This is a genomic window from Anaeromyxobacter sp. Fw109-5, from assembly GCF_000017505.1.
Classification (GTDB): domain Bacteria; phylum Myxococcota; class Myxococcia; order Myxococcales; family Anaeromyxobacteraceae; genus Anaeromyxobacter.
In genome coordinates this window covers 1450903-1468788 of the sequence record NC_009675.1, presented here as the reverse complement: position 1 = coordinate 1468788, position 17886 = coordinate 1450903, and the positions used below count along the sequence as shown (strand labels likewise).

The window sequence follows — 17886 nt, the reverse complement described above, 5'->3', positions numbered from 1 at the left end:
CCCTTTGCACCCGGCCGGCCTGTGGCTAACATGCGCGCCCGCGCCTCTCCCGGCGCGCACCCTCCCGGAGGAATCATGAAGAACGTGCTCCGCTCCGCGGTCGTCCTTGCCGCGCTCCTCGTCTCCACCACCGCCCTCGCGCAGGGCCACCGGGCGCGCGGCGGCAGCGGCCTCAGCAACGCCGCGGTGCTCCTCGGGTTCGAGGACGGCGGCCCCGAGAGCGGCCTCGCGCTCCGCGGCGACGTGGAGTTCATGCCCACGCGCGTCGGGCCGAACGCGAACCTGTCGCTCGTCGTGTCGCTCGGCTTCACCCACTTCGGCGACTCGTTCTACTTCCGCGACGGCTACGGCGACGTGCGCGAGCAGTGGAGCTGGAACCTGTTCAAGCTGCTGCCGGCGGCGCGGCTCTCCTTCGACGTGGCGCCGCGGTTCGGGTTCTACGGCGACGCCGGCCTCGGCCTCTACGTCGGGACGTTCTCGCACGAGTACGACTACCGCTACGCGGGGTTCGCGGAGGACTACTCGGACTCGGAGCTGGGCCTCGCGATGCGCCTCGCCGGCGGCGCGCGGTTCGCCGTCACCCCGAGCTTCGAGCTGGGCGCCGAGCTCGGCGTGAACCCGTACTTCGCGGGCGACTACGACGACACGACGCTCAGCGCGATGCTGCTGGCGTCGTTCCGCCTGTAGCCTTCTCCCGGGCGACCGGGACGAGCACGTCCACGGTCCCCTGCCGCCCCGCTCCCCGGACCGGCCAGAGGTGGAACGCGCGGAGCCAGCGCTCCGCGTGCTCCTCCTCGCCGGTGGGGCGGCAGATCCGCAGCGTCTCCGGGGCACGCCCCTTCCAGAACTGCGCGGTCGGGTTCGCGCGGTGCGTGAGGCCGTACACGCGCCGGTCGAGCCCGCGCTCGCGCGCGACGAGCGCGGCGTGCCAGACCGTCGGCCAGACCGACCAGTAGTCCCCCGCCACGAGGTCGCAGCCCGCCGCCAGCACGTCCTCGGTGCGCGCCCCGGTCGCCGCGTCGAGGTCCGCCCGCACGCCGCCGAGCGAGGGCGCGCCGTAGGTCACGATCGCCGCGACCGGCAGGAGCGCCAGCGCGGCCGCGCCCGCCGCCGGCGCGAGCCTGGGCAGCCGCGCGATCGGCTCGGCCAGGAGCGAGACGGCGGCGAGGTGGACGAGGACCGCGGACGGGGCGAGGTAGCGCCAGTGGAAGGCGTTCGCCTCGACCCACTCCAGCGCGCCCGTGAAGAGCGCATAGCCGAGCGCCGCCGCGAGGAGGGCGCCGGCGCGGACGAGGGCGCCCGCGAGGTGCGGCCGGAGCGGTCGCGTGAGCAGCAGGGTCAGGCCCGCGGCGGCGGCGGCGGCGAGGGTGAGCCCCCACCGCCGCTCGTCGTGCCACGCGAGCCCGAAGAACGACGTCCACGCCTCGGGCCAGCGCTCGACGGGGAGCGCGCTCATGGCGAGCCGCAGGCGACGGCCGGTGAGGAGCGGGTACAGCCGCAGGAACAGGTGGCCCGCCGCGAGCCCGGCGGCCAGCAACGCCACCTCGCGCAGCAGCCGCCCGCGCATCCCGGCCGGTGACGGCCGCTCGAGCAGGTCTGCGGCCGCGCGGGCCGCCGCGAGCCCCAGCAGCACGACCCCCGCGACGGCGTTCACCCAGTGCGCCGCGACCACGAGGAGGAGCGCCGCGACCGCCCGGAGCCCCGCGCGGGCGCGCGCCGCCCGCGACCTCGCCGCGTCCCCCGCGCCCGGCCCGGGCTCGGCCAGCGCGAGCCCCGCGAGCGCGAGCGCGGCCGAGAGCCCGTAGGGCTGGGAGACCAGGTACTCGAAGAGCCACGGCGCGGGCGCGAGCACGAGCAGCGAGCCGGCCGAGAGGAGCCCGGCGAGCGGCCAGTCGCGCCCCGCGAGCGAGTGGCGCGCGAGCAGCACCAGGGCGGACAGGCCGGCGAACGCGGTCAGCGCGCGCTGCAGGAGCAGGTTCCAGAGGGGGTCGCGGACGGGGAGCGCGAGCAGCGGGACGAGCATCCCGAACCGCTCCTGGTCCCAGAAGAACGGTGTCCAGCGCTGCAGGGACACGAGCACCGGGACGAGCGAGTCCCCCTGCTCGAGCCGGTGGGAGCCGCCCAGATCGATCAGCGAGGCCGCGGCGGCGAGCGCGAGGACGAGGGGCGCTGCGCGCCGCGAGGACCACCCCGAGCCGCCGCCGCCGTCCACGCCCCGCTCCTCCCCGACGGGCGCCCGCTCCGGCGCCGCGTCGCGCCGTCATCCTCGCCCGAAACGGCCGCGGGCGCGACGCCGGTGCGCCGCGCCCGCGAGGAGCCGCGACCGTCGAGGCGTTACTTCGCGCGCTCGGCGCGGTCCTTCGCCTCCTGCGCCAGCGCCCGGACGGAGAAGCCGGGCGTCTGGGCGTACTCGTCCGTCGCGACGGTCGAGAACGGCCGGGCGCGGGCGCGCATCTCCTCGAGCTTCTCTGCCGGGATCGACGGCGAGCCGCGCCGCAGCCAGGGATCGTACTGGTACGAGACCGGCGGACCGCGCAGGAGCCGCTTCTCGTCCCAGATCTGGGCGCCGCGCTCGTAGGACGGCGGCGTGTGCTCGCCCGAGTCCATCCGGATGGCGTCCTTCGGGCACGCCTCGACGCAGAAGCCGCACACGATGCAGCGGAGCTCGTCGATGACGAACTTCACCGGGTACTTCTCGATCGGATCGTCCGCGTACTCGCCGGCCTCGATGTAGATGCACTGCGCCGGGCAGGCGGTCGCGCACATGTAGCAGGCGACACAGCGGGCCCGCCCGTCCTCGCGCGGGACGAGGCGGTGAAGGCCACGGTAGCCGGGGGGATACGGCGCCCGCTCCTCCGGGTACTGCAGCGTCACGTTGTCCGCCCATCCGAACTCGCCGCGGCGGCGCTCGAGGATGTCGGGGTTCTTGTCGCGCGTGAAGAACAGGTTCCGGAGGAAGTGCTTCGTGACCGCGCCGATGCCCCGGATGATCTCCGGGAAGTACATCCGCTCGCGCAGGTCGGGGGGGCGGTTCTCGATCTGGTAGGGCATGGTCAGTGTCCCGCGACGGCGTGACCGTGGGCGGCGCCGTGCTCCTCCCGGGCGGGAGCGCGGCCGACCGCGGCGGTGATGGCGCCGACGATGACGAGCGTCGCCACGCCGATCCAGGCGAGGAGCCGCATCGAGGGATCGACGAGCAGCGCGGCGGCGGTGATGAAGATGTTCACGATCGCGGCCGGGAGCAGGATCTTCCAGCACAGCTTTTGGATCTGGTCGTAGCGGAAGCGCGGCAGCAGCCAGCGGATGGTGAGCTGCAGCCACATCAGCACGATCATCTTCGCGAGGAAGGACGCGGCGCAGATCGCCCCGAACCAGAGCGGCGTCAGCGTCTGCCTCAGCCACTCGGTCGACACGACGAGCGGGTGCCACCCGCCGAGGAAGACGGCGGTGACGACGGCCGACAGCACCACGATCTCGACGAACTCGCCGAGGAACATGAGGCCGAACCTCATGCCCGAGTACTCGACGAAGTACCCGACGATCTCGCTCTCCCCCTCGGGGAGGTCGAACGGCGCGCGCTTCGTCTCGGCGAAGGCGCTCGCGAAGAAGATGAAGAACCCGATGGGCTGGAGGAGCAGCCCGATGGCGGGGACGGGGCCGAGCACCGGCGCGCCCTGCGCCGCGACCATCTCCTCGAGCCGCAGCGTGCGGTACGCGAGCATGGTGCCGACGAGCGAGAGGCCGAGCGAGACCTCGTAGCTCATCATCTGCGAGGACGCGCGGACGCCGCCGAGGAGGCCGAGCTTGTTGTTCGACGCCCAGCCGGCGAGCGACGTGCCGTACACCGCCAGCGACGAGATGGCGAAGATGTAGAGGAGGCCCGCGTCGATCGAGGCCACCTGCAGCGCCACGCCGGCGCTCCCGAGCGCCCCGGCCGCCCCGTCCACGAGGCTGCCGAGCGGGATCGACGGGCCGACCGGGATGATGGCGAAGAGCGCGAAGACCGGCGCGAACGCGAGCGCCGGCGCGAGCTCGAAGAGGACGCGCGTGCGGCCCCGCGGCTCCGCGCTCTCCTTCGTCAGCATCTTGAGCGCGTCGGCGGCGAGGAACGGGATCCCGCCGAGCGCCGAGCCCATCACGCGGATGCGGTTCGCGCCGATGCGGTTCTGGATCATCGCCGACCACTTGCGCTCGGCGACCGTGAGGAGCGAGCCCGACACCATCATCACGACCAGCATCAGCGTGAGGACGTTCGCGATCGCCGCGCCGAACGCCGGCGGCAGGCCGAGGTACTCCGCGAAGACGTACGCGAGGCCGCCCGCGGCCAGGTAGAACAGGGCCGACAGCCCGGCGAGGCCGGCCAGCAGCGCGCCGATGAGCACCACCATCCCGATGAGACGGTTCACTTGGCCCTCCTCCTAGATCGTGCGCGCGAGCGCGCGGCGGGCGTCCTCGGACGTCTCGGGCGGAACGCGGTCGCGGTAGCCGGGGAGCCGCCCATCCACCGTGCCGGCGGCGAGCGGGACGATGCCCGGGCGCCGGCCCGTCGAGGGCAGCGAGTCCCAGCGGAAGTCTCCCAGCGTGGTCCCGAGCCTCGGCCCCAGCTCGAGGAACACGTCGCGGGCCGTGGCGAACCGGTAGCGGAGCCCCAGCGCGCGGCCCAGCTCGGACGCGAGCAGCCAGTGCGGGCGGGAGTCGCCGCGCGGGTAGTACGCGAGCTCGAACCGCTGCGCCCGCCCCTCGAAGTTGACGAACGTGCCGTCCGACTCCGAGTGCGGCGAGGCCGGGAGGAGCACCGTCGCCTGCTTCGCGACCGGATCGTCGTCGTACGCCTGCGCCACCAGCACCTCGGCGCCCTCGAGCGCCGCGGCCGCGGCGGCGTCGGGGACCTCGGTCCCGACCGCCCACACGGCGCGGACCTTGCCGGCCGCGACCGCCGCGGCGAGATCGCCGAACGGCCGCACCGCGAGGCCGAGCGCCTGGGCCACCAGCTCGAGCCCGCGGCGGTTCGGGTTCTCGTCGGCGCGCTTCAGGAAGTCGTCCTGCCAGCCGTCGCGGCGCCCGCCCACGAAGACCTCCGCGACGCCCAGCGCCTCCTTCGCGACGGCCGCAGCGGCGAGCAGATCCTCGAGCGACGCGACCGGCGAGAGGAGCACCGCCAGGCTCCCGGCGCGCGCGTGGGGCGCGAGGGCGGCCGCGGCGCGCTCCAGGGCGGCGTCACGGCCGAGCGCCTTCGCCTGCGCGCCGCGCCCCTCGCGCGCCACGAGCACGCGCTCGGCGTTCAGGTACTTGTACGAGCGCCGCCCGTCGTCGCACATCCACTCCTGGTTGACGGCCTCGTTCTCGCGGGGGCGGTAGCGGTACGTCGTGTCGTTCAGGTAGTCGAGGAACGTGTTGCAGCCGCGCGCGCAGCCGGTGCACACGGACCGCGCCGCGCTCATGAACCAGACGCGGCCGCGGAAGCGGAAGTCCGTCGAGGTCAGCGCGCCGACCGGGCAGATGTCCACCACGTTGCCGGCGTACTTCGAGTCGAGGGGCTGGCCGGGGAAGGTGGTGATGAAGCTCTCGTTGCCGCGCTCCGCCACGCCGAGCTGCGGCGCCTTGGCGACCTCGCGCATGAAGCGGACGCAGCGCGTGCAGAGGATGCAGCGCTCCTGGTCCAGCACGACCGTCGGGCCGAGCACGACCCGCTTGCCCTTCGTGACCTTCGGCACGTCGAGGCGCGACGGCTGCCGGTCGTACTTCATGTAGTAATCCTGCAGCTTGCACTCGCCGGCCTGATCGCAGATCGCGCAGTCCACCGGGTGGTTCAGCAGCAGGAACTCGAGGGTGGCGCGCGTCTGGTCCTTCACGCGCGGCGTGTCGGTCTTCACCGTCACGCCCTCGGCGATCGGCATCTGGCACGCCGGCACGAGCTTGCCGCCGGGCGCGTTCGACATCTCCACGAGGCACATCCGGCAGTTCGCCGCGATGGAGAGGCGCTTGTGGTAGCAGTAGTACGGGATCTCGATCCCGAGCGCCTTCGCGGCCTCGATCACGGTCGTCCCGGGCTTCGCGACCACCTCGCGCCCGTCGATGGTCGCCGTGACCATTCCTGGGTTCTTCGGCGGCGGCGGCGCGGGCGGGCCGGGGGGAGGCTTCGGCGGCGCGGCCTTCGGCTCCGCGGCGCCTGCGGCGCCGCTACGCTCAGGCTGAGCGGGCGCGGAGTCGGGCTTCTTCTCGTCGGCCATTGCTCGTTCGCTCCTGAAGGTTTACGGGGGGCCTACTGCTCGACCTCGCCGCCGATCATGTTGATGCTGTCGAACGTCGGGATGAGGTCGGACAGGAGCGACCCCACCGACATGAACGGCAGCGCCGCCAGCATCGGCCAGCCGGGGGCGCGCAGGCCCAGCTTGTACGGGCGCCCGCCGCCGTCCGAGACGACGTAGAAGCCGAGCTCGCCGTTGGCGGCCTCGGTGTAGCCGTACGCCTCGCCGGCGGGGACCTGGATCCCCTCCATGATGATCTTGAAGTGGGCCATGAGGCCCTCGATCGTCCCGTACACGAGCGGCTTCGGCGGCAGCACGTAGCGGAAGTCCTGCACCGCGATCTCGCCCGGCTCCATCTGCGCGAAGCACTGGCGGATGATGCGATCCGACTGCCGCATCTCCTCCATGCGCATCTGGAAGCGGTCGAAGTTGTCGCCGTTCGTGCCCACGGGGATGTCGAAGTCGATGCGGTCGTAGACGAGGTACGGCGCCGCCTTGCGGAGGTCGTACGGCTCGCCCGACGCGCGCAGGCACGGGCCGGTGAAGCCGAGCTCGATCGCGTCCGCGCGCGGCACGACGCCGGTCCCGCGCGTGCGGTCGATGAAGATGCGGTTGCGGCTGACGAGCTGGTCGATCTCGTCGACGTAGCCCTTCACGCGGTCGAGCGTCTTCTCCGTCTTCTCGATCCAGCCGTCGGGCGTGTCGCGCGCGACGCCGCCGATGCGGCCGTAGTTCGAGGTGAGCCGCGCGCCGCACAGCTCGGCGAGCCGGTCGTAGATGATGTCGCGCGCCTCGATGGCGTAGAGGAACACGGTCATCGCGCCGAGCTCCATCGCCATCGCCCCCACCAGCGTCAGGTGGTCGCAGATGCGGTGGATCTCGGAGGTCACGACGCGCAGGTACTTCGCCCGCTCGGGGACGTCGAGCTTGCACAGCTTCTCGACGGCGAGGGCGAAGCCCACGTTGTTCATGATGGACGAGACGTAGTTGAGCCGGTCCGTGTAAGGGAAGCACTGCGTCCACGTCACGTTCTCGCAGCTCTTCTCGAACCCGCGGTGGAGGAAGCCGATGTCGAGCTTCATCGAGCGGATCATCTCGCCGTCGAGCTCGACCACCGCCCGCGTCACGCCGTGCATCGCGGGGTGCGAAGGACCGAGGTTCACCGTCATGAGCTTCGACGCCAGCGGCGCGTCGAGCTCGTTCTCGGCGGCCAGGCCGGCCTGCCCGAGCGCCCGCGGCGGCTCACCGGCGCCGAAGCTGCCCGGCGTCGCCTCCGTGTCGAGCCCCCCAAGCCCCTTGTGATCGTTCACGATGAGTCTCCCGTCCGTCCCTGAGCCTGTCGAAGGGTGCTAGTCGCGGGTCGCGGGGCCGGGGCCGCGCACGATGTCGCGGACCTCGCGCTCCTGCACGAGCGGCTGCCGTCCCTTGAGCGGATAGTCCTTGCGCAGCGGGTGCCCGACGAACTCGTCGTACATGAGCAGCCGCCGCATGTCCGGATGACCGGTGAAGCGGATGCCGTACATGTCGAAGCAGTAGCGCTCGAACCAGTCGGCGCCGCGCCACAGCCCGGTGACGCTCGGCACGACCGCGTCCTGCTCCGGCACCTTCACTCGCAGGCGAGCGCGCCGGTTCGTCTTCAGCGAGAGGAGGTTGTAGACGACCTCGAACCGGGGCTCCTGGCCGAGGTAGTCCACCGCGGTGATGTACGGCGCCATGTCGAAGAGCATGCCGGGATCGCTCTTCAGGAAGCGGCACACGTCGACGATGCGGTCCTTCTTCACGAACGCGCAGTCGTCACCGCCCACGCCCACGTAGGGGTCGTACACGGCATCTGGGAAGCGCTCGACGAGCGCGTCGATCACGGCCTTCGACATGGTCCCTCGCTTCAGCGCGAGATCGGCTCCTGGCCGACCACGGGCAGAGGCTTGCGGTCGATGAGCTTGTGCTGCTGACCCTGGATCTTCTGCTGCAGCAGCATGATGCCGTCGAGCACCTGCTCCGGCCTCGGCGGGCAGCCCGGGATGTACACGTCCACCGGGACGATCCGATCGATGCCCTGCACGGTCGCGTAGTTGTCGTAGAAGCCGCCCGACGACGCGCAGACGCCGAACGCGACGACCCACTTCGGCTCGGCGATCTGCTCGTACACGCGCCGGAGGATCGGCGCCTGCTTGCAGTTGACGGTGCCGACCACGATGAGGAGGTCCGCCTGGCGCGGCGAGAACCGCGGCAGCGCGGCGCCGAAGCGATCGAGGTCGTAGCGCGCCGACGCGACGGTCATGAACTCCATGCCGCAGCAGGCGGTGACGAACGGATACTGGAAGAGCGAGTACTTCCTCGCCCACCCGAGGCCCTTGGAGACGAGCCCCTGAAGGAAACCCTGCGCCTCTTCCCGGCGGGTGGTGATGACGGGGAGGTTGTCCAACTCGGATGCCATTGCGCCTCCTAGTCCGCCCAGTCGAGCACGCCCTTCTTCCAGACGTACACGAGGCCGGCCACCAGCGTGGCCACGAAGATACCCATAGAGATGTAGCCGGCCCACCCGAGGCCCGGATAGCCGTCGCTCGGCAGCAGCAGCACCGCCCACGGGTAGAGGAAGATCGCCTCGATGTCGAAGACGATGAAGAGCAGCGCGACGACGTAGAACTTCACGCTGAAGCGCTCGCGCGCGGGTGAGACCGGGAGCGACCCACACTCGAACGGGGTGCTCTTCACCTCGCTGGGCCGCCGTGGACCGAGCACATTGGCGAGCGCCAGCATGACGGCCGCGAGACCGACCGCGACCAGCAGAGCGACTGCAATCGGGAAATAGGTCTGGAGAGGTGTCAGCATGGGTGGGCAGGGGTCCGCTTGAAGGCCCCTTTAGTGCCTGTCGCGATCGGGGTTGTCAACGGGTTTGGCCCCCTTGACACAGGGGGGGCGTTGTGTAGACTCCGCGCGCACTTTCCTGAGTTTTGCCGACAACATAGGTCCACTTTAGGAGCGCCGGCATGGGCTATCAGTTCGGCACCATCCTCGTCTTCGCGATCGTCACCCTGGGCTTTGCTCTGGGTGGAGTCACCCTGTCGCGGCTCCTGGGTCCTCGCGTACCCAATGCGGAGAAGGCGACGATCTATGAGTGCGGCGAGCGGCCCATCGGGGTGGCCTGGTTCAACTTCAATCCGCGCTTCTATCTGGTCGCGCTCGTCTTCGTGATCTTCGAGGTCGACATCGCCCTCACCTTTCCGGTGGTGGCGGTCTACCGCGACTGGGTCTCGGCGAGCCCCGGGCTGGCGTGGGTGGCCTTCGCCGAGCTGTTCCTCTTCACCGCGATCCTCGTCGTCGGCCTGGCCTGGGTGTGGGCGCACGGCGACCTGGAGTGGGTGAAGACGCTGACGTCCTCGACGACCACGCGCGCCCCGGAGGCGCCCTCGGGACGGAAGGCGGCGTAACCCGCACGTGTTGCACGCACAGGAGATCGCCTGGAAATGACGGCAAGAACGATGGACGCGGGGACCGGGGACGTCACGCTCTTCCACACGAGCCAGCTCGACAAGCTCATCAACATGGCTCGCGAGAACTCGCTCTGGTACCTGCTGTTCGGCCTCGCGTGCTGCGGCATCGAGCTCATGCAGTTCGGCGGCCCGCGCGCGGACGTGATGCGCTTCGGCGCGATCCCCCGCGCGAGCCCGCGCCAGGCGGACTTCATGATCGTCGCGGGCACGCTCACCTACAAGATGGCCGAGCGGGCGAAGCTCCTCTACGACCAGATGCCCGAGCCCAAGTACGTCATCTCCATGGGCTCCTGCTCGAACTGCGGTGGCCTCTTCCAGCTCGGCTACTCGGTCTGCAAGGGCGTCGACAAGGTCATCCCCGTGGACGTCTACGTGCCGGGCTGCCCCCCGCGCCCGGAGGCGCTGACGGAGGGCCTCATCCGCCTGCAGGAGCTGATCCGCTCCGAGCCTTGGGCGACGAAGCGCCGGCCGGCCAAGGGGAGCGCCGCGTAACGGCGACGTGCCGAGACGAAGGCTTCACGTTGGGTTGTTTCCGGACGGGGCGAGCCTGGGCACGCGAGAGCGGCCCGCTCGCCTCGCTTAGCAGACGGGGACCGAATGACGACCACAGAAATCCATGACCGGCTGAAGGCGCGCTTCGGCGACGACGTCGGCCCGCTCTCCGAGCCGAAGATCGACGCGTTCGCGGTCGTGACGCGGGAGCGGATCGTGGAGGTCTGCACCTTCCTCAGGGACGAGCCCGGCCTCGAGCTCGACTTCCTCGAGGACCTCACCGCCCTCGACTGGCCGAAGAACAACCAGATCGAGGTCGTCTACCACCTGCTCTCGTACCGGCACCGCCACTCCATCGTGCTGAAGGTGCAGCTCGACCGCGCCGCGCCCTCCATCTCGACGGTCGAGGGCGTCTGGAAGACGGCCAACTGGTTCGAGCGCGAGGTCTACGACCTCTTCGGCGTCACGTTCGCCGGCCACCCCGACCTCCGCCGGATCATGCTCCCCGACGACTGGATCGGGCACCCGCTGCGCAAGGACTACCAGGAGACGGGCGGGTACCACGGGTTCTCGAACGTCCGCGAGAACCCGCTCGTGGAGCTGAAGCGACTCGATGACGTGCGCCGCGCCGAGGCCGCCAAGGCGGCCGGCGGCGTCGACGGCCCCGCCAAGGCGTAGGGAGACAACATGGAGAAGCTCATCCTCCGCCGCGTCGACCGCAACAACGAGGAGATGGTCCTCAACTTCGGTCCGCAGCACCCGTCCACGCACGGCGTCATCAACTTCATCGTCGAGACCGACGGAGAGGTGATGAAGCGGGCGATCCCGGACGTCGGCTACCTCCACCGCTCGATCGAGAAGATCGGCGAGGTGACCGGTTACCCCGGGTTCATGCCGTTCACCGACCGCATCGACTACGTCGCAGCGATGTTCGCGAACGAGGGGTACGCGATCGCCGTCGAGAAGCTCCTCAAGGTCGAGGTGCCGCCCCGCGCCCAGTGGCTGCGGGCGATCAGCGGCGAGCTGGTGCGCATCGCGAGCCACCTCATCGCGGTCGGCACGATGACGATGGACATCGGCGCGTTCACGCCGATGGTGCACGGCCTCCGCGAGCGCGAGGAGATCAACGACTACATCGAGGCGCTCTGCGGCGCGCGGCTGACCTACAACTACCACCGCATCGGCGGCGTCGCCTTCGATCTGCCGGAGGGGTGGCGCGACAAGGTCCTCGCCTTCCTCGACCGGTTCGACAAGTTCCTCCCCGAGTTCGACCGGCTCATCACGTTCAACGAGATCTACAAGAAGCGGCTCGCCAACGTCGCGACCATCAGCCGCGAGCAGGCCATCTCCTACGGCCTGGTCGGCCCGAACCTGCGCGGCTCCGGGGTGGACTGGGACATCCGGCGCGACCTGCCGTACGGCGCCTACCCGAACTTCCAGTTCGAGGTGCCCGTCGGCAAGGGCTGGGCCGGCACGGTCGGCGACTGCTTCGACCGCTACTACGTGCGCTGCCTCGAGATGAAGGAGTCCTCGCGCATCGTCCGCCAGGCGCTCGAGACCATCGGCCAGACGCCCGAGGACATCATGGCCAAGGTGCCGCGCAACGTGAAGCCGGAGGCGGGCGAGGTGCTCTCGCGCGTCGAGTCGGCGCGCGGCGAGATGGCCTACTACGTGGTGTCGGACGGGACGAACAAGGCGTACCGGCTCCGCTCGCGCACGGGCTCGTTCACCGCGATGTCGATCATCGAGGACATCTCGGGCGGCCTCATGGTCGCCGACCTCGTCGCTTTGATCTCTTCGCTGGACGTCGTCGCTCCGGAGATCGACCGATGACTTCCGACGTCCAGCGACGAGGGCTGCACACTTCGTATCCGGCGGGCTTCGCCCGCCGCGTGGACGTCGCCGCTCCGGAGATCGACCGCTAATGGCCACCGTCACCCTCCCGAAGGGCAACCCCCGGACCAAGCTGCTCCTCACCGTCGCGGTGGCGCTCGCGCTCCCCGTGATCCTGTTCGGCGCCGTGCTCGTGCTCGCCACGCTCGCGAAGCCGGAGCCGGTGCAGGTGTTCGTGCGCGAGGTGCTCGGCCACGATCCGGCCACCTGGCCGTACACCGGGCTCGTCTTCGCGGCCGTCGCCGCGGCGCTCACCTTCATGATCCTGAACTTCGGCGCGGTCGTCGCCGCGGTGACGATCTGGTGGGAGATGCGGGTCAGCTCCCGCATGCAGAGCCGCATCGGCTACAACCGCGTGGGCGCGGGCGGCTTCTTCCAGTGGATCGCGGACGCGGTGAAGCTCCTCCTCAAGGAGGACCTCATCCCCGCCGAGTCCGACCGGATGCTCTTCCGCGCGGCGCCGTACTTCGTCTTCGCCGGGTTCGGCCTCATCTTCGTGGCGCTCCCCTTCGGCGAGAGCGTCATCGCCGCCGATCTCAACGTCGGCATCTACTACATCACCGCGGTCACCGCGCTCGTGGTGGTCGGCATCCTCCTCGCCGGCTGGTCCTCCAACTCCAAGTGGGCGCTCTTCGGCGGCATGCGCTCCGCCGCCCAGGTGATCTCCTACGAGATCCCGGCCGGCCTCGCGGTGATGGTCCCCATCCTCATGGCCGGCACCCTGTCGATGCAGGGGATCATCCGCGCCCAGGGCGCCTGGCCGTGGCAGTGGTTCGTGTTCTCGAACCCGGCGGCGCTGATCGCGTTCGTCATCTTCTTCATCGCGCAGCTCGCCGAGTCGAACCGGCCGCCCTTCGACCTGCCCGAGGCCGAGTCCGAGCTCGTCGCCGGCTACCTCGCCGAGTACACCGCGTTCCGCTACGCGATCTTCTTCCTCGTCGAGTTCGGCAACGTCTGGATCATGAGCGCCATCGCCGTGACGCTCTTCTTCGGCGGCTGGCAGGTGCCCGGGGTCGGCGCGGCGGCGTACGAGGCGGCGCGCGGCGCGGGCGCCCTCCCCGCCCCGGCGTGGTGGGGGCTGCAGGTGGCGTCCATGGCGGTCTTCTTCGTGAAGACCTTCCTCGTGATGAACCTGGTCATCTGGATCCGCTGGACCTTCCCGCGCATCCGCGTGGACCAGATGATGAACCTCTGCTGGAAGTACCTCGTCCCCGGCGCCTTCGCGACCTTCGTCGCCACGCTGCTCTGGCAGATCCTCGTGGCCCGCGTGCCGGCGGCGTCGACCGTGAGCGGCGTGGTCCTGACCGTCGCGGCGGTCCTCGCCCTCGTCCAGATGCTGCGGCTCGCGAAGCGGAACGTCGAGGCCGGCGGCGACCAGGTCGACCTCTCCAACTGGTAAGGCGGGACACGAACATGGCCCAGTCCGTCAGCGAATACACCGGCGCCATCAGGGACACCGTCAAGTCCTTCTGGCAAGGCATGTCGATCACGCTCTCGCACCTGCTCCGCAGGCCGATCACGGTCCAGTACCCGGATCGCACGCCGATGCCGGTGCGCGACATGCTGCCGCCGCGCTACCGCGGGTTCCTCGAGGTGGACGCCGCGATCTGCACCGGGTGCCAGGCCTGCGAGCGGGCGTGCCCCATCAACTGCATCCAGATCACGCTCGAGAAGGATCCGACGAACCCGAAGCAGCGCGTCGTCACCCAGTTCGACATCGACGAGGCGAAGTGCATGTTCTGCGGCCTGTGCGTGGAGCCCTGCCCGACGGGCTCGATCCAGCACACCCGCGAGTTCGAGGGCTCGCAGCGGAACATCCGGAACCTGACCTTCCGCTGGTCCGACCCGCTGAGCCCGTTCCCGGTCTACAAGGTCGACAAGAACGCGGAGTACTACCCGCGCGCGCCGCTCGGCTCGCTCGTCCGCGTGAAGCTCGAGGCGCACCGGTGGGACGCGGCCGGGCCGGAGTTCCTGCCGCCCGAGCCGGCCGGCGCCGCCAAGCCGGTCGCGCAGCCGAAGGCTGCCGCAGCGGCCGCCGGGGCCGCGCCGCGCGCCGCGGCCCCCGCCGCGGCCCCCGCCCCCGCCGCGAAGGCGGTCCCGGGCAACGGCGCCCCCGCCGGCGAGAAGCCCGCTCCCGCGGCGCCCGCCGCCAACACCGCGGTCGCCGCCGCGGCCGCCCCCGTCGCCAAGAAGGCCGCGCCGGAGCAGGCGCCCGCGCCCGAGAAGGCCGCGGAGCCGGCCGTCACCCCGAACCCCGAGACGAAGTGAGGACGCGCCCGTGAGATCGAACACAGGAAAGCTCGTCGCCTGGGTCGCCGCCGCGGCGCTCGTCGTCGCGTTCGTCGTCTACATGACGAAGCAGGTCGTCGTCCCACCGAGCGAGCCGGGCGCCGCGGCTCCGCTGACGGTGCCCGGCGTGATCTTCTACGTGCTCGCGGCCATCGCCGTGGCCGGCGCGGTGGGGGTGGCCGTCTCGAGGAACATCCTCTACTCCGCGCTCGGCCTCCTCATGGCGCTGCTCGGCGCGGGCGGGCTCTACGTCTTCCTCTCCGCGGACTTCGTCGCCATCACCCAGCTCCTCGTCTACATCGGCGGCGTGCTCGTGCTCGTGCTGTTCGCGGTGATGCTGACGAGCCGCATCACGGACGTGAAGGTGTCGAACACGAGCTTCGGCCCGGTCGGCGGCGCCCTGCTCTTCGTCGCCGCCGCGCCGGTCCTCCTCGCGGTCGCGCTCCTCACGCCCTGGGCGGTGCGCATCCCCGACGCGCTCGCCCCGACGACCGCCTCCATCGGCAACGCCTTCCTCACCCGCTGGCTGCTGCCCTTCGAGGTCGCGTCGATGGTGCTGCTCGCGACGCTGGTCGGGGCCGTCGTCATCGCGCGCAAGGAGCTCAAGGCCGACTGACGGCCGGAGACGCCATGATCTCGCTCACCCATTTCCTCGTCGTCGGCGCGCTGCTCTTCACCCTCGGCCTCGTGACGGTCGCCACCCGGCGCAACGCCGTGGGCGTCCTGATGGGCGTCGAGCTCATCCTGAACGGCGCGAACGTCAACTTCGTGGCCTTCAACCACTACGTGACCGGCGGCGTGACCGGGCAGGTGTTCGCGCTCTTCGTCATCGTCCTCGCGGCGGCGGAGGCCGCGGTCGGCCTCGCGATCGTCCTCGCCATCTTCCAGACGTTCAAGACCATCGACGTCCGCCACGCGGACCTCATGCGAGAGTAGCGATGGAACCACACGCGAACCTTCAGGCGGTCGGACACGCGGCCGGGGAGCTCGGCCGGCTGGCCGTGCACAACGTCTCGTACCTCTGGCTCATCCCGCTGTTCCCGCTCGTCGGCGCGGCCATCAACGCGCTCGTGGGCTGGAAGCTGCAGAAGGCGTTCGGCAAGAAGATCGTCCACCGCATCGCGGTCACGGCGATGTTCGCGTCGTTCGCCGTCGCGGTCCGCGCGTTCTGGCAGCTCCTGCAGCTGCCGGCGGGGGAGCGGTTCCTCCAGAACACCCTCTGGAACCTGCTCACGGCCGGGCGCGTGACCGTGGACCTCGCGTTCGCGCTCGATCCCCTCTCGATGATGATGGTCCTCATCATCACGGGGATCGGCGCGCTCATCCACGTGTTCTCCATCGGCTACATGGCGGACGAGCCGTCGTACTGGCGGTTCTTCTCGTACCTGAACCTGTTCGTGTTCGCGATGCTGCTCCTCGTCATGGGGGACAACTTCGCGGTCATGTTCTTCGGGTGGGAGGGCGTCGGCCTCGCGAGCTACCTCCTCATCAGCTTCTGGTACACGGACCCCGAGAAGGCGAAGGCCGGCATGAAGGCCTTCGTGGTGAACCGCTTCGGCGACTTCGGGTTCATCGTCGGCCTGCTGCTCCTGTTCTGGGCCCTCGGCGGCGCCTGGGCGCCGCGCGACGGCCTCGTGCGCAACCTCGAGTACCGCCCGGCGGCGGAGCTGAACGCGGTCACCGGCGCGCCCGACGCGGACGCCGCCGACGCGCTCGCGCCTCGCGTCGACGGGATCAAGGTCGGGCCGACGCTGAACTTCCGCGAGCTGCGCGACCAGGTGGTCGTCGAGGCGACGGGCGTCAAGCAGCACCTCCTCGACACGAAGGTGTGGGGCATCTCCATCCTCGCGCTCATCGGCATGCTGCTGTTCGTCGGCGCGATGGGCAAGAGCGCCCAGCTGCCGCTCTACACGTGGCTGCCGGACGCGATGGCGGGCCCGACGCCGGTCTCCGCCCTCATCCACGCGGCGACGATGGTCACCGCCGGCGTGTACATGGTGGCGCGCCTCAACTTCCTGTTCGCGCTCTCCCCGTCGGCGATGGGGTGGGTCGCGCTCATCGGCGTGCTCACCGCCGCGTTCGCCGCGTCGATCGGCTTCTTCCAGTACGACATCAAGAAGGTCCTCGCCTACTCCACCGTCTCGCAGCTCGGCTTCATGTTCATCGGCGTGGGCGTCGGCGCGTACTGGGCCGGCGTCTACCACCTCATGACGCACGCCTTCTTCAAGGCGACGCTCTTCCTCGGGTCCGGCTCCGTCATCCTCGGCTGCCACCACGAGCAGGACATGCGGAAGATGGGCGGGCTGAAGAAGTACATGCCCATCACCCGGTGGACCTACCTGTTCGCCTGCGTCGCCATCGCCGGCTTCCCCATCGCGAACGGCTTCTACTCGAAGGACGAGATCCTCTGGAAGGCGTTCACGAGCCGGCACCTCGAGCTCTTCGGCGTCCCGACGCCGTGGCTCGGCCCGCTCATCTGGGTGGTCGGCATCATCGCGGCGACCGGCACCGCCTTCTACATGTACCGGTCGTACTACATGACGTTCACCGGCGAGTACCGCGGCAGCGCCGGGCACCACGACGAGCACAACGTCGATCCCCACGCGGCGGTCGCGGCGAAGGCCTCGGCGCACACGCACGCGGTCCACGCCGACGACGGCGCGGCCCACGCGTTCGGCGTCGACAGCCACGCGCCGTCGCACGGTGCCGTGAAGCTCCACGCGGTGGGCCACGCGCACGACGCGCACGCGGCGCACGGCCACGACGCCGCCGCCCACGCGGCGCCGGCGCGCGACGACGACCACGCGCACGGGCACGGCCACCACGGCGGCACGCCGCACGAGTCGCCCTGGACCATCACCCTCGTGCTCAGCCTCCTCGCGGCGGGCTCGTTCCTCACCCTGTTCCTCGGCATCCCCGCCGCGTGGACCCACACGGCGCCGCTCCTCGAGCACTGGCTCGAGCCGACGCTGCTCGCCGAGGTCCCCTTCGCGCACGTCGAGCACGTCTGGGAGTACGTCTTCCAGGCGGCCGGCGTGCTCGCGGCGACGGTGGGCTTCCTCGCCGCCCGCGCCCTCTACAAGGACGGGCGGAGCGACGTGCCGGCGCGGCTCAAGGCGCGCTTCGAGGCCGCCTGGACGGTCGTCTACAACAAGTACTACGTGGACGAGCTCTACGACTTCGTGGTCGTGCGGCCCGCCGTCGCGCTCGCGCGGACGTTCGGCCGGTTCGACGGCAGCGTCATCGACGGCGCCGTGAACTTCGTCGGCGCCGTGGGCCGCACCCTCGGCCGGCTCGACGCCGCCATCGACAAGTACCTCGTGGACGGCCTCGTCAACGCGGTGGCGCAGGCCACCTGGGGCATCGGTCGCCAGATGCGCCACGTCCAGACCGGCCGGATCCAGACGTACCTCTACGGCGCGCTCGGCGGCGCGCTCGTGGTGGTCCTGCTGAACTTCCTCATCTCGTAG

The 17886-nt window shown here is 70.6% G+C and carries 18 protein-coding genes; 10 read left to right on the top strand and 8 right to left on the bottom strand.

Features of this window, described 5'->3' with window-relative positions:
- Positions 1-75: 75 nt before the first annotated feature.
- Positions 76-687: an outer membrane beta-barrel protein gene (locus ANAE109_RS06605; RefSeq protein WP_011985612.1), complete on the top strand. Its 612-nt coding sequence runs from the start codon at positions 76-78 to the stop codon at positions 685-687.
- On the opposite strand, the gene ANAE109_RS06600 is transcribed toward ANAE109_RS06605, so the two are convergent.
- From ANAE109_RS06600 to ANAE109_RS06565, 8 genes are all read right to left on the bottom strand, one after another.
- Positions 653-2212: a hypothetical protein gene (locus ANAE109_RS06600; RefSeq protein WP_011985611.1), complete on the bottom strand. Its 1560-nt coding sequence runs from the start codon at positions 2210-2212 to the stop codon at positions 653-655. The two genes, ANAE109_RS06605 and ANAE109_RS06600, sit on opposite strands and share 35 nt — an antisense overlap.
- 122 nt (positions 2213-2334) lie before the next feature.
- On the bottom strand, positions 2335-3051 hold the full coding sequence (locus ANAE109_RS06595; protein ID WP_011985610.1) for an NADH-quinone oxidoreductase subunit I: 717 nt from the start codon (positions 3049-3051) through the stop codon (positions 2335-2337).
- A gap of 2 nt (positions 3052-3053) precedes the next feature.
- The gene (locus ANAE109_RS06590) at positions 3054-4406 is read right to left on the bottom strand and encodes a complex I subunit 1 family protein (protein ID WP_011985609.1); all 1353 of its coding nucleotides are present in this window, start codon (positions 4404-4406) and stop codon (positions 3054-3056) included.
- 12 nt (positions 4407-4418) lie between these two features.
- Positions 4419-6230, bottom strand: a complete 1812-nt coding sequence (locus tag ANAE109_RS06585; protein ID WP_011985608.1) for a 2Fe-2S iron-sulfur cluster-binding protein — start codon at positions 6228-6230, stop codon at positions 4419-4421.
- Between the two features lie 32 nt (positions 6231-6262).
- Complete coding sequence (locus ANAE109_RS06580) at positions 6263-7558, bottom strand: NADH-quinone oxidoreductase subunit D (protein WP_011985607.1); 1296 nt, start codon at positions 7556-7558, stop codon at positions 6263-6265.
- A 39-nt stretch (positions 7559-7597) separates the two neighbouring features.
- Positions 7598-8122: an NADH-quinone oxidoreductase subunit C gene (locus ANAE109_RS06575; protein ID WP_011985606.1), complete on the bottom strand. Its 525-nt coding sequence runs from the start codon at positions 8120-8122 to the stop codon at positions 7598-7600.
- Between the two features lie 11 nt (positions 8123-8133).
- Positions 8134-8685: an NADH-quinone oxidoreductase subunit B gene (locus ANAE109_RS06570; RefSeq protein ID WP_011985605.1), complete on the bottom strand. Its 552-nt coding sequence runs from the start codon at positions 8683-8685 to the stop codon at positions 8134-8136.
- Positions 8686-8693: 8 nt separating this feature from the next.
- Complete coding sequence (locus tag ANAE109_RS06565) at positions 8694-9080, bottom strand: NADH-quinone oxidoreductase subunit A (RefSeq protein ID WP_011985604.1); 387 nt, start codon at positions 9078-9080, stop codon at positions 8694-8696.
- 158 nt (positions 9081-9238) lie between these two features.
- On the opposite strand from ANAE109_RS06565, the gene ANAE109_RS06560 reads away from it, so the two are divergent.
- The 9 genes from ANAE109_RS06560 to ANAE109_RS06520 all read left to right on the top strand — a co-directional run bounded on the left by ANAE109_RS06560 (position 9239) and on the right by ANAE109_RS06520 (position 17886).
- Positions 9239-9679, top strand: coding sequence for an NADH-quinone oxidoreductase subunit A (locus ANAE109_RS06560; protein WP_011985603.1), 441 nt, complete (start codon positions 9239-9241; stop codon positions 9677-9679).
- Positions 9680-9715: 36 nt separating this feature from the next.
- Positions 9716-10234, top strand: a complete 519-nt coding sequence (locus tag ANAE109_RS06555; protein ID WP_011985602.1) for an NADH-quinone oxidoreductase subunit B — start codon at positions 9716-9718, stop codon at positions 10232-10234.
- 105 nt (positions 10235-10339) lie between these two features.
- Positions 10340-10912: an NADH-quinone oxidoreductase subunit C gene (locus ANAE109_RS06550; RefSeq protein ID WP_011985601.1), complete on the top strand. Its 573-nt coding sequence runs from the start codon at positions 10340-10342 to the stop codon at positions 10910-10912.
- 9 nt (positions 10913-10921) lie between these two features.
- Entirely contained in the window at positions 10922-12067 is a 1146-nt protein-coding gene (locus ANAE109_RS06545) for an NADH-quinone oxidoreductase subunit D (RefSeq protein ID WP_011985600.1), read from the top strand.
- Between the two features lie 91 nt (positions 12068-12158).
- Positions 12159-13526: a complex I subunit 1 family protein gene (locus tag ANAE109_RS06540; RefSeq protein WP_011985599.1), complete on the top strand. Its 1368-nt coding sequence runs from the start codon at positions 12159-12161 to the stop codon at positions 13524-13526.
- Between the two features lie 14 nt (positions 13527-13540).
- Positions 13541-14395, top strand: a complete 855-nt coding sequence (locus tag ANAE109_RS06535; RefSeq protein ID WP_011985598.1) for an NADH-quinone oxidoreductase subunit I — start codon at positions 13541-13543, stop codon at positions 14393-14395.
- A gap of 10 nt (positions 14396-14405) precedes the next feature.
- A complete protein-coding gene (locus tag ANAE109_RS06530; RefSeq protein ID WP_011985597.1) occupies positions 14406-15032 on the top strand; it encodes an NADH-quinone oxidoreductase subunit J in 627 nt (208 codons plus the stop codon).
- 14 nt (positions 15033-15046) lie between these two features.
- A complete protein-coding gene (nuoK, locus tag ANAE109_RS06525) occupies positions 15047-15352 on the top strand; it encodes an NADH-quinone oxidoreductase subunit NuoK (RefSeq protein WP_011985596.1) in 306 nt (101 codons plus the stop codon).
- 2 nt (positions 15353-15354) lie between these two features.
- A complete protein-coding gene (locus ANAE109_RS06520; RefSeq protein WP_011985595.1) occupies positions 15355-17886 on the top strand; it encodes an NADH-quinone oxidoreductase subunit L in 2532 nt (843 codons plus the stop codon).

Bases quoted from the DNA above. Each gene is read 5' to 3' on its own strand.
- ANAE109_RS06605 (WP_011985612.1), top strand. From the start codon at position 76: ATGAAGAACGTGCTCCGCTCCGCGGTCGTCCTTGCCGCGCTCCTCGTC.
- ANAE109_RS06595 (WP_011985610.1), bottom strand. From the start codon at position 3,051: ATGCCCTACCAGATCGAGAACCGCCCCCCCGACCTGCGCGAGCGGATG.
- ANAE109_RS06585 (WP_011985608.1), bottom strand. From the start codon at position 6,230: ATGGCCGACGAGAAGAAGCCCGACTCCGCGCCCGCTCAGCCTGAGCGT.
- ANAE109_RS06575 (WP_011985606.1), bottom strand. From the start codon at position 8,122: ATGTCGAAGGCCGTGATCGACGCGCTCGTCGAGCGCTTCCCAGATGCC.
- ANAE109_RS06570 (WP_011985605.1), bottom strand. From the start codon at position 8,685: ATGGCATCCGAGTTGGACAACCTCCCCGTCATCACCACCCGCCGGGAA.
- ANAE109_RS06565 (WP_011985604.1), bottom strand. From the start codon at position 9,080: ATGCTGACACCTCTCCAGACCTATTTCCCGATTGCAGTCGCTCTGCTG.
- ANAE109_RS06560 (WP_011985603.1), top strand. From the start codon at position 9,239: ATGGGCTATCAGTTCGGCACCATCCTCGTCTTCGCGATCGTCACCCTG.
- ANAE109_RS06555 (WP_011985602.1), top strand. From the start codon at position 9,716: ATGACGGCAAGAACGATGGACGCGGGGACCGGGGACGTCACGCTCTTC.
- ANAE109_RS06550 (WP_011985601.1), top strand. From the start codon at position 10,340: ATGACGACCACAGAAATCCATGACCGGCTGAAGGCGCGCTTCGGCGAC.
- ANAE109_RS06545 (WP_011985600.1), top strand. From the start codon at position 10,922: ATGGAGAAGCTCATCCTCCGCCGCGTCGACCGCAACAACGAGGAGATG.
- ANAE109_RS06540 (WP_011985599.1), top strand. From the start codon at position 12,159: ATGGCCACCGTCACCCTCCCGAAGGGCAACCCCCGGACCAAGCTGCTC.
- ANAE109_RS06535 (WP_011985598.1), top strand. From the start codon at position 13,541: ATGGCCCAGTCCGTCAGCGAATACACCGGCGCCATCAGGGACACCGTC.
- nuoK (WP_011985596.1), top strand. From the start codon at position 15,047: ATGATCTCGCTCACCCATTTCCTCGTCGTCGGCGCGCTGCTCTTCACC.
- ANAE109_RS06520 (WP_011985595.1), top strand. From the start codon at position 15,355: ATGGAACCACACGCGAACCTTCAGGCGGTCGGACACGCGGCCGGGGAG.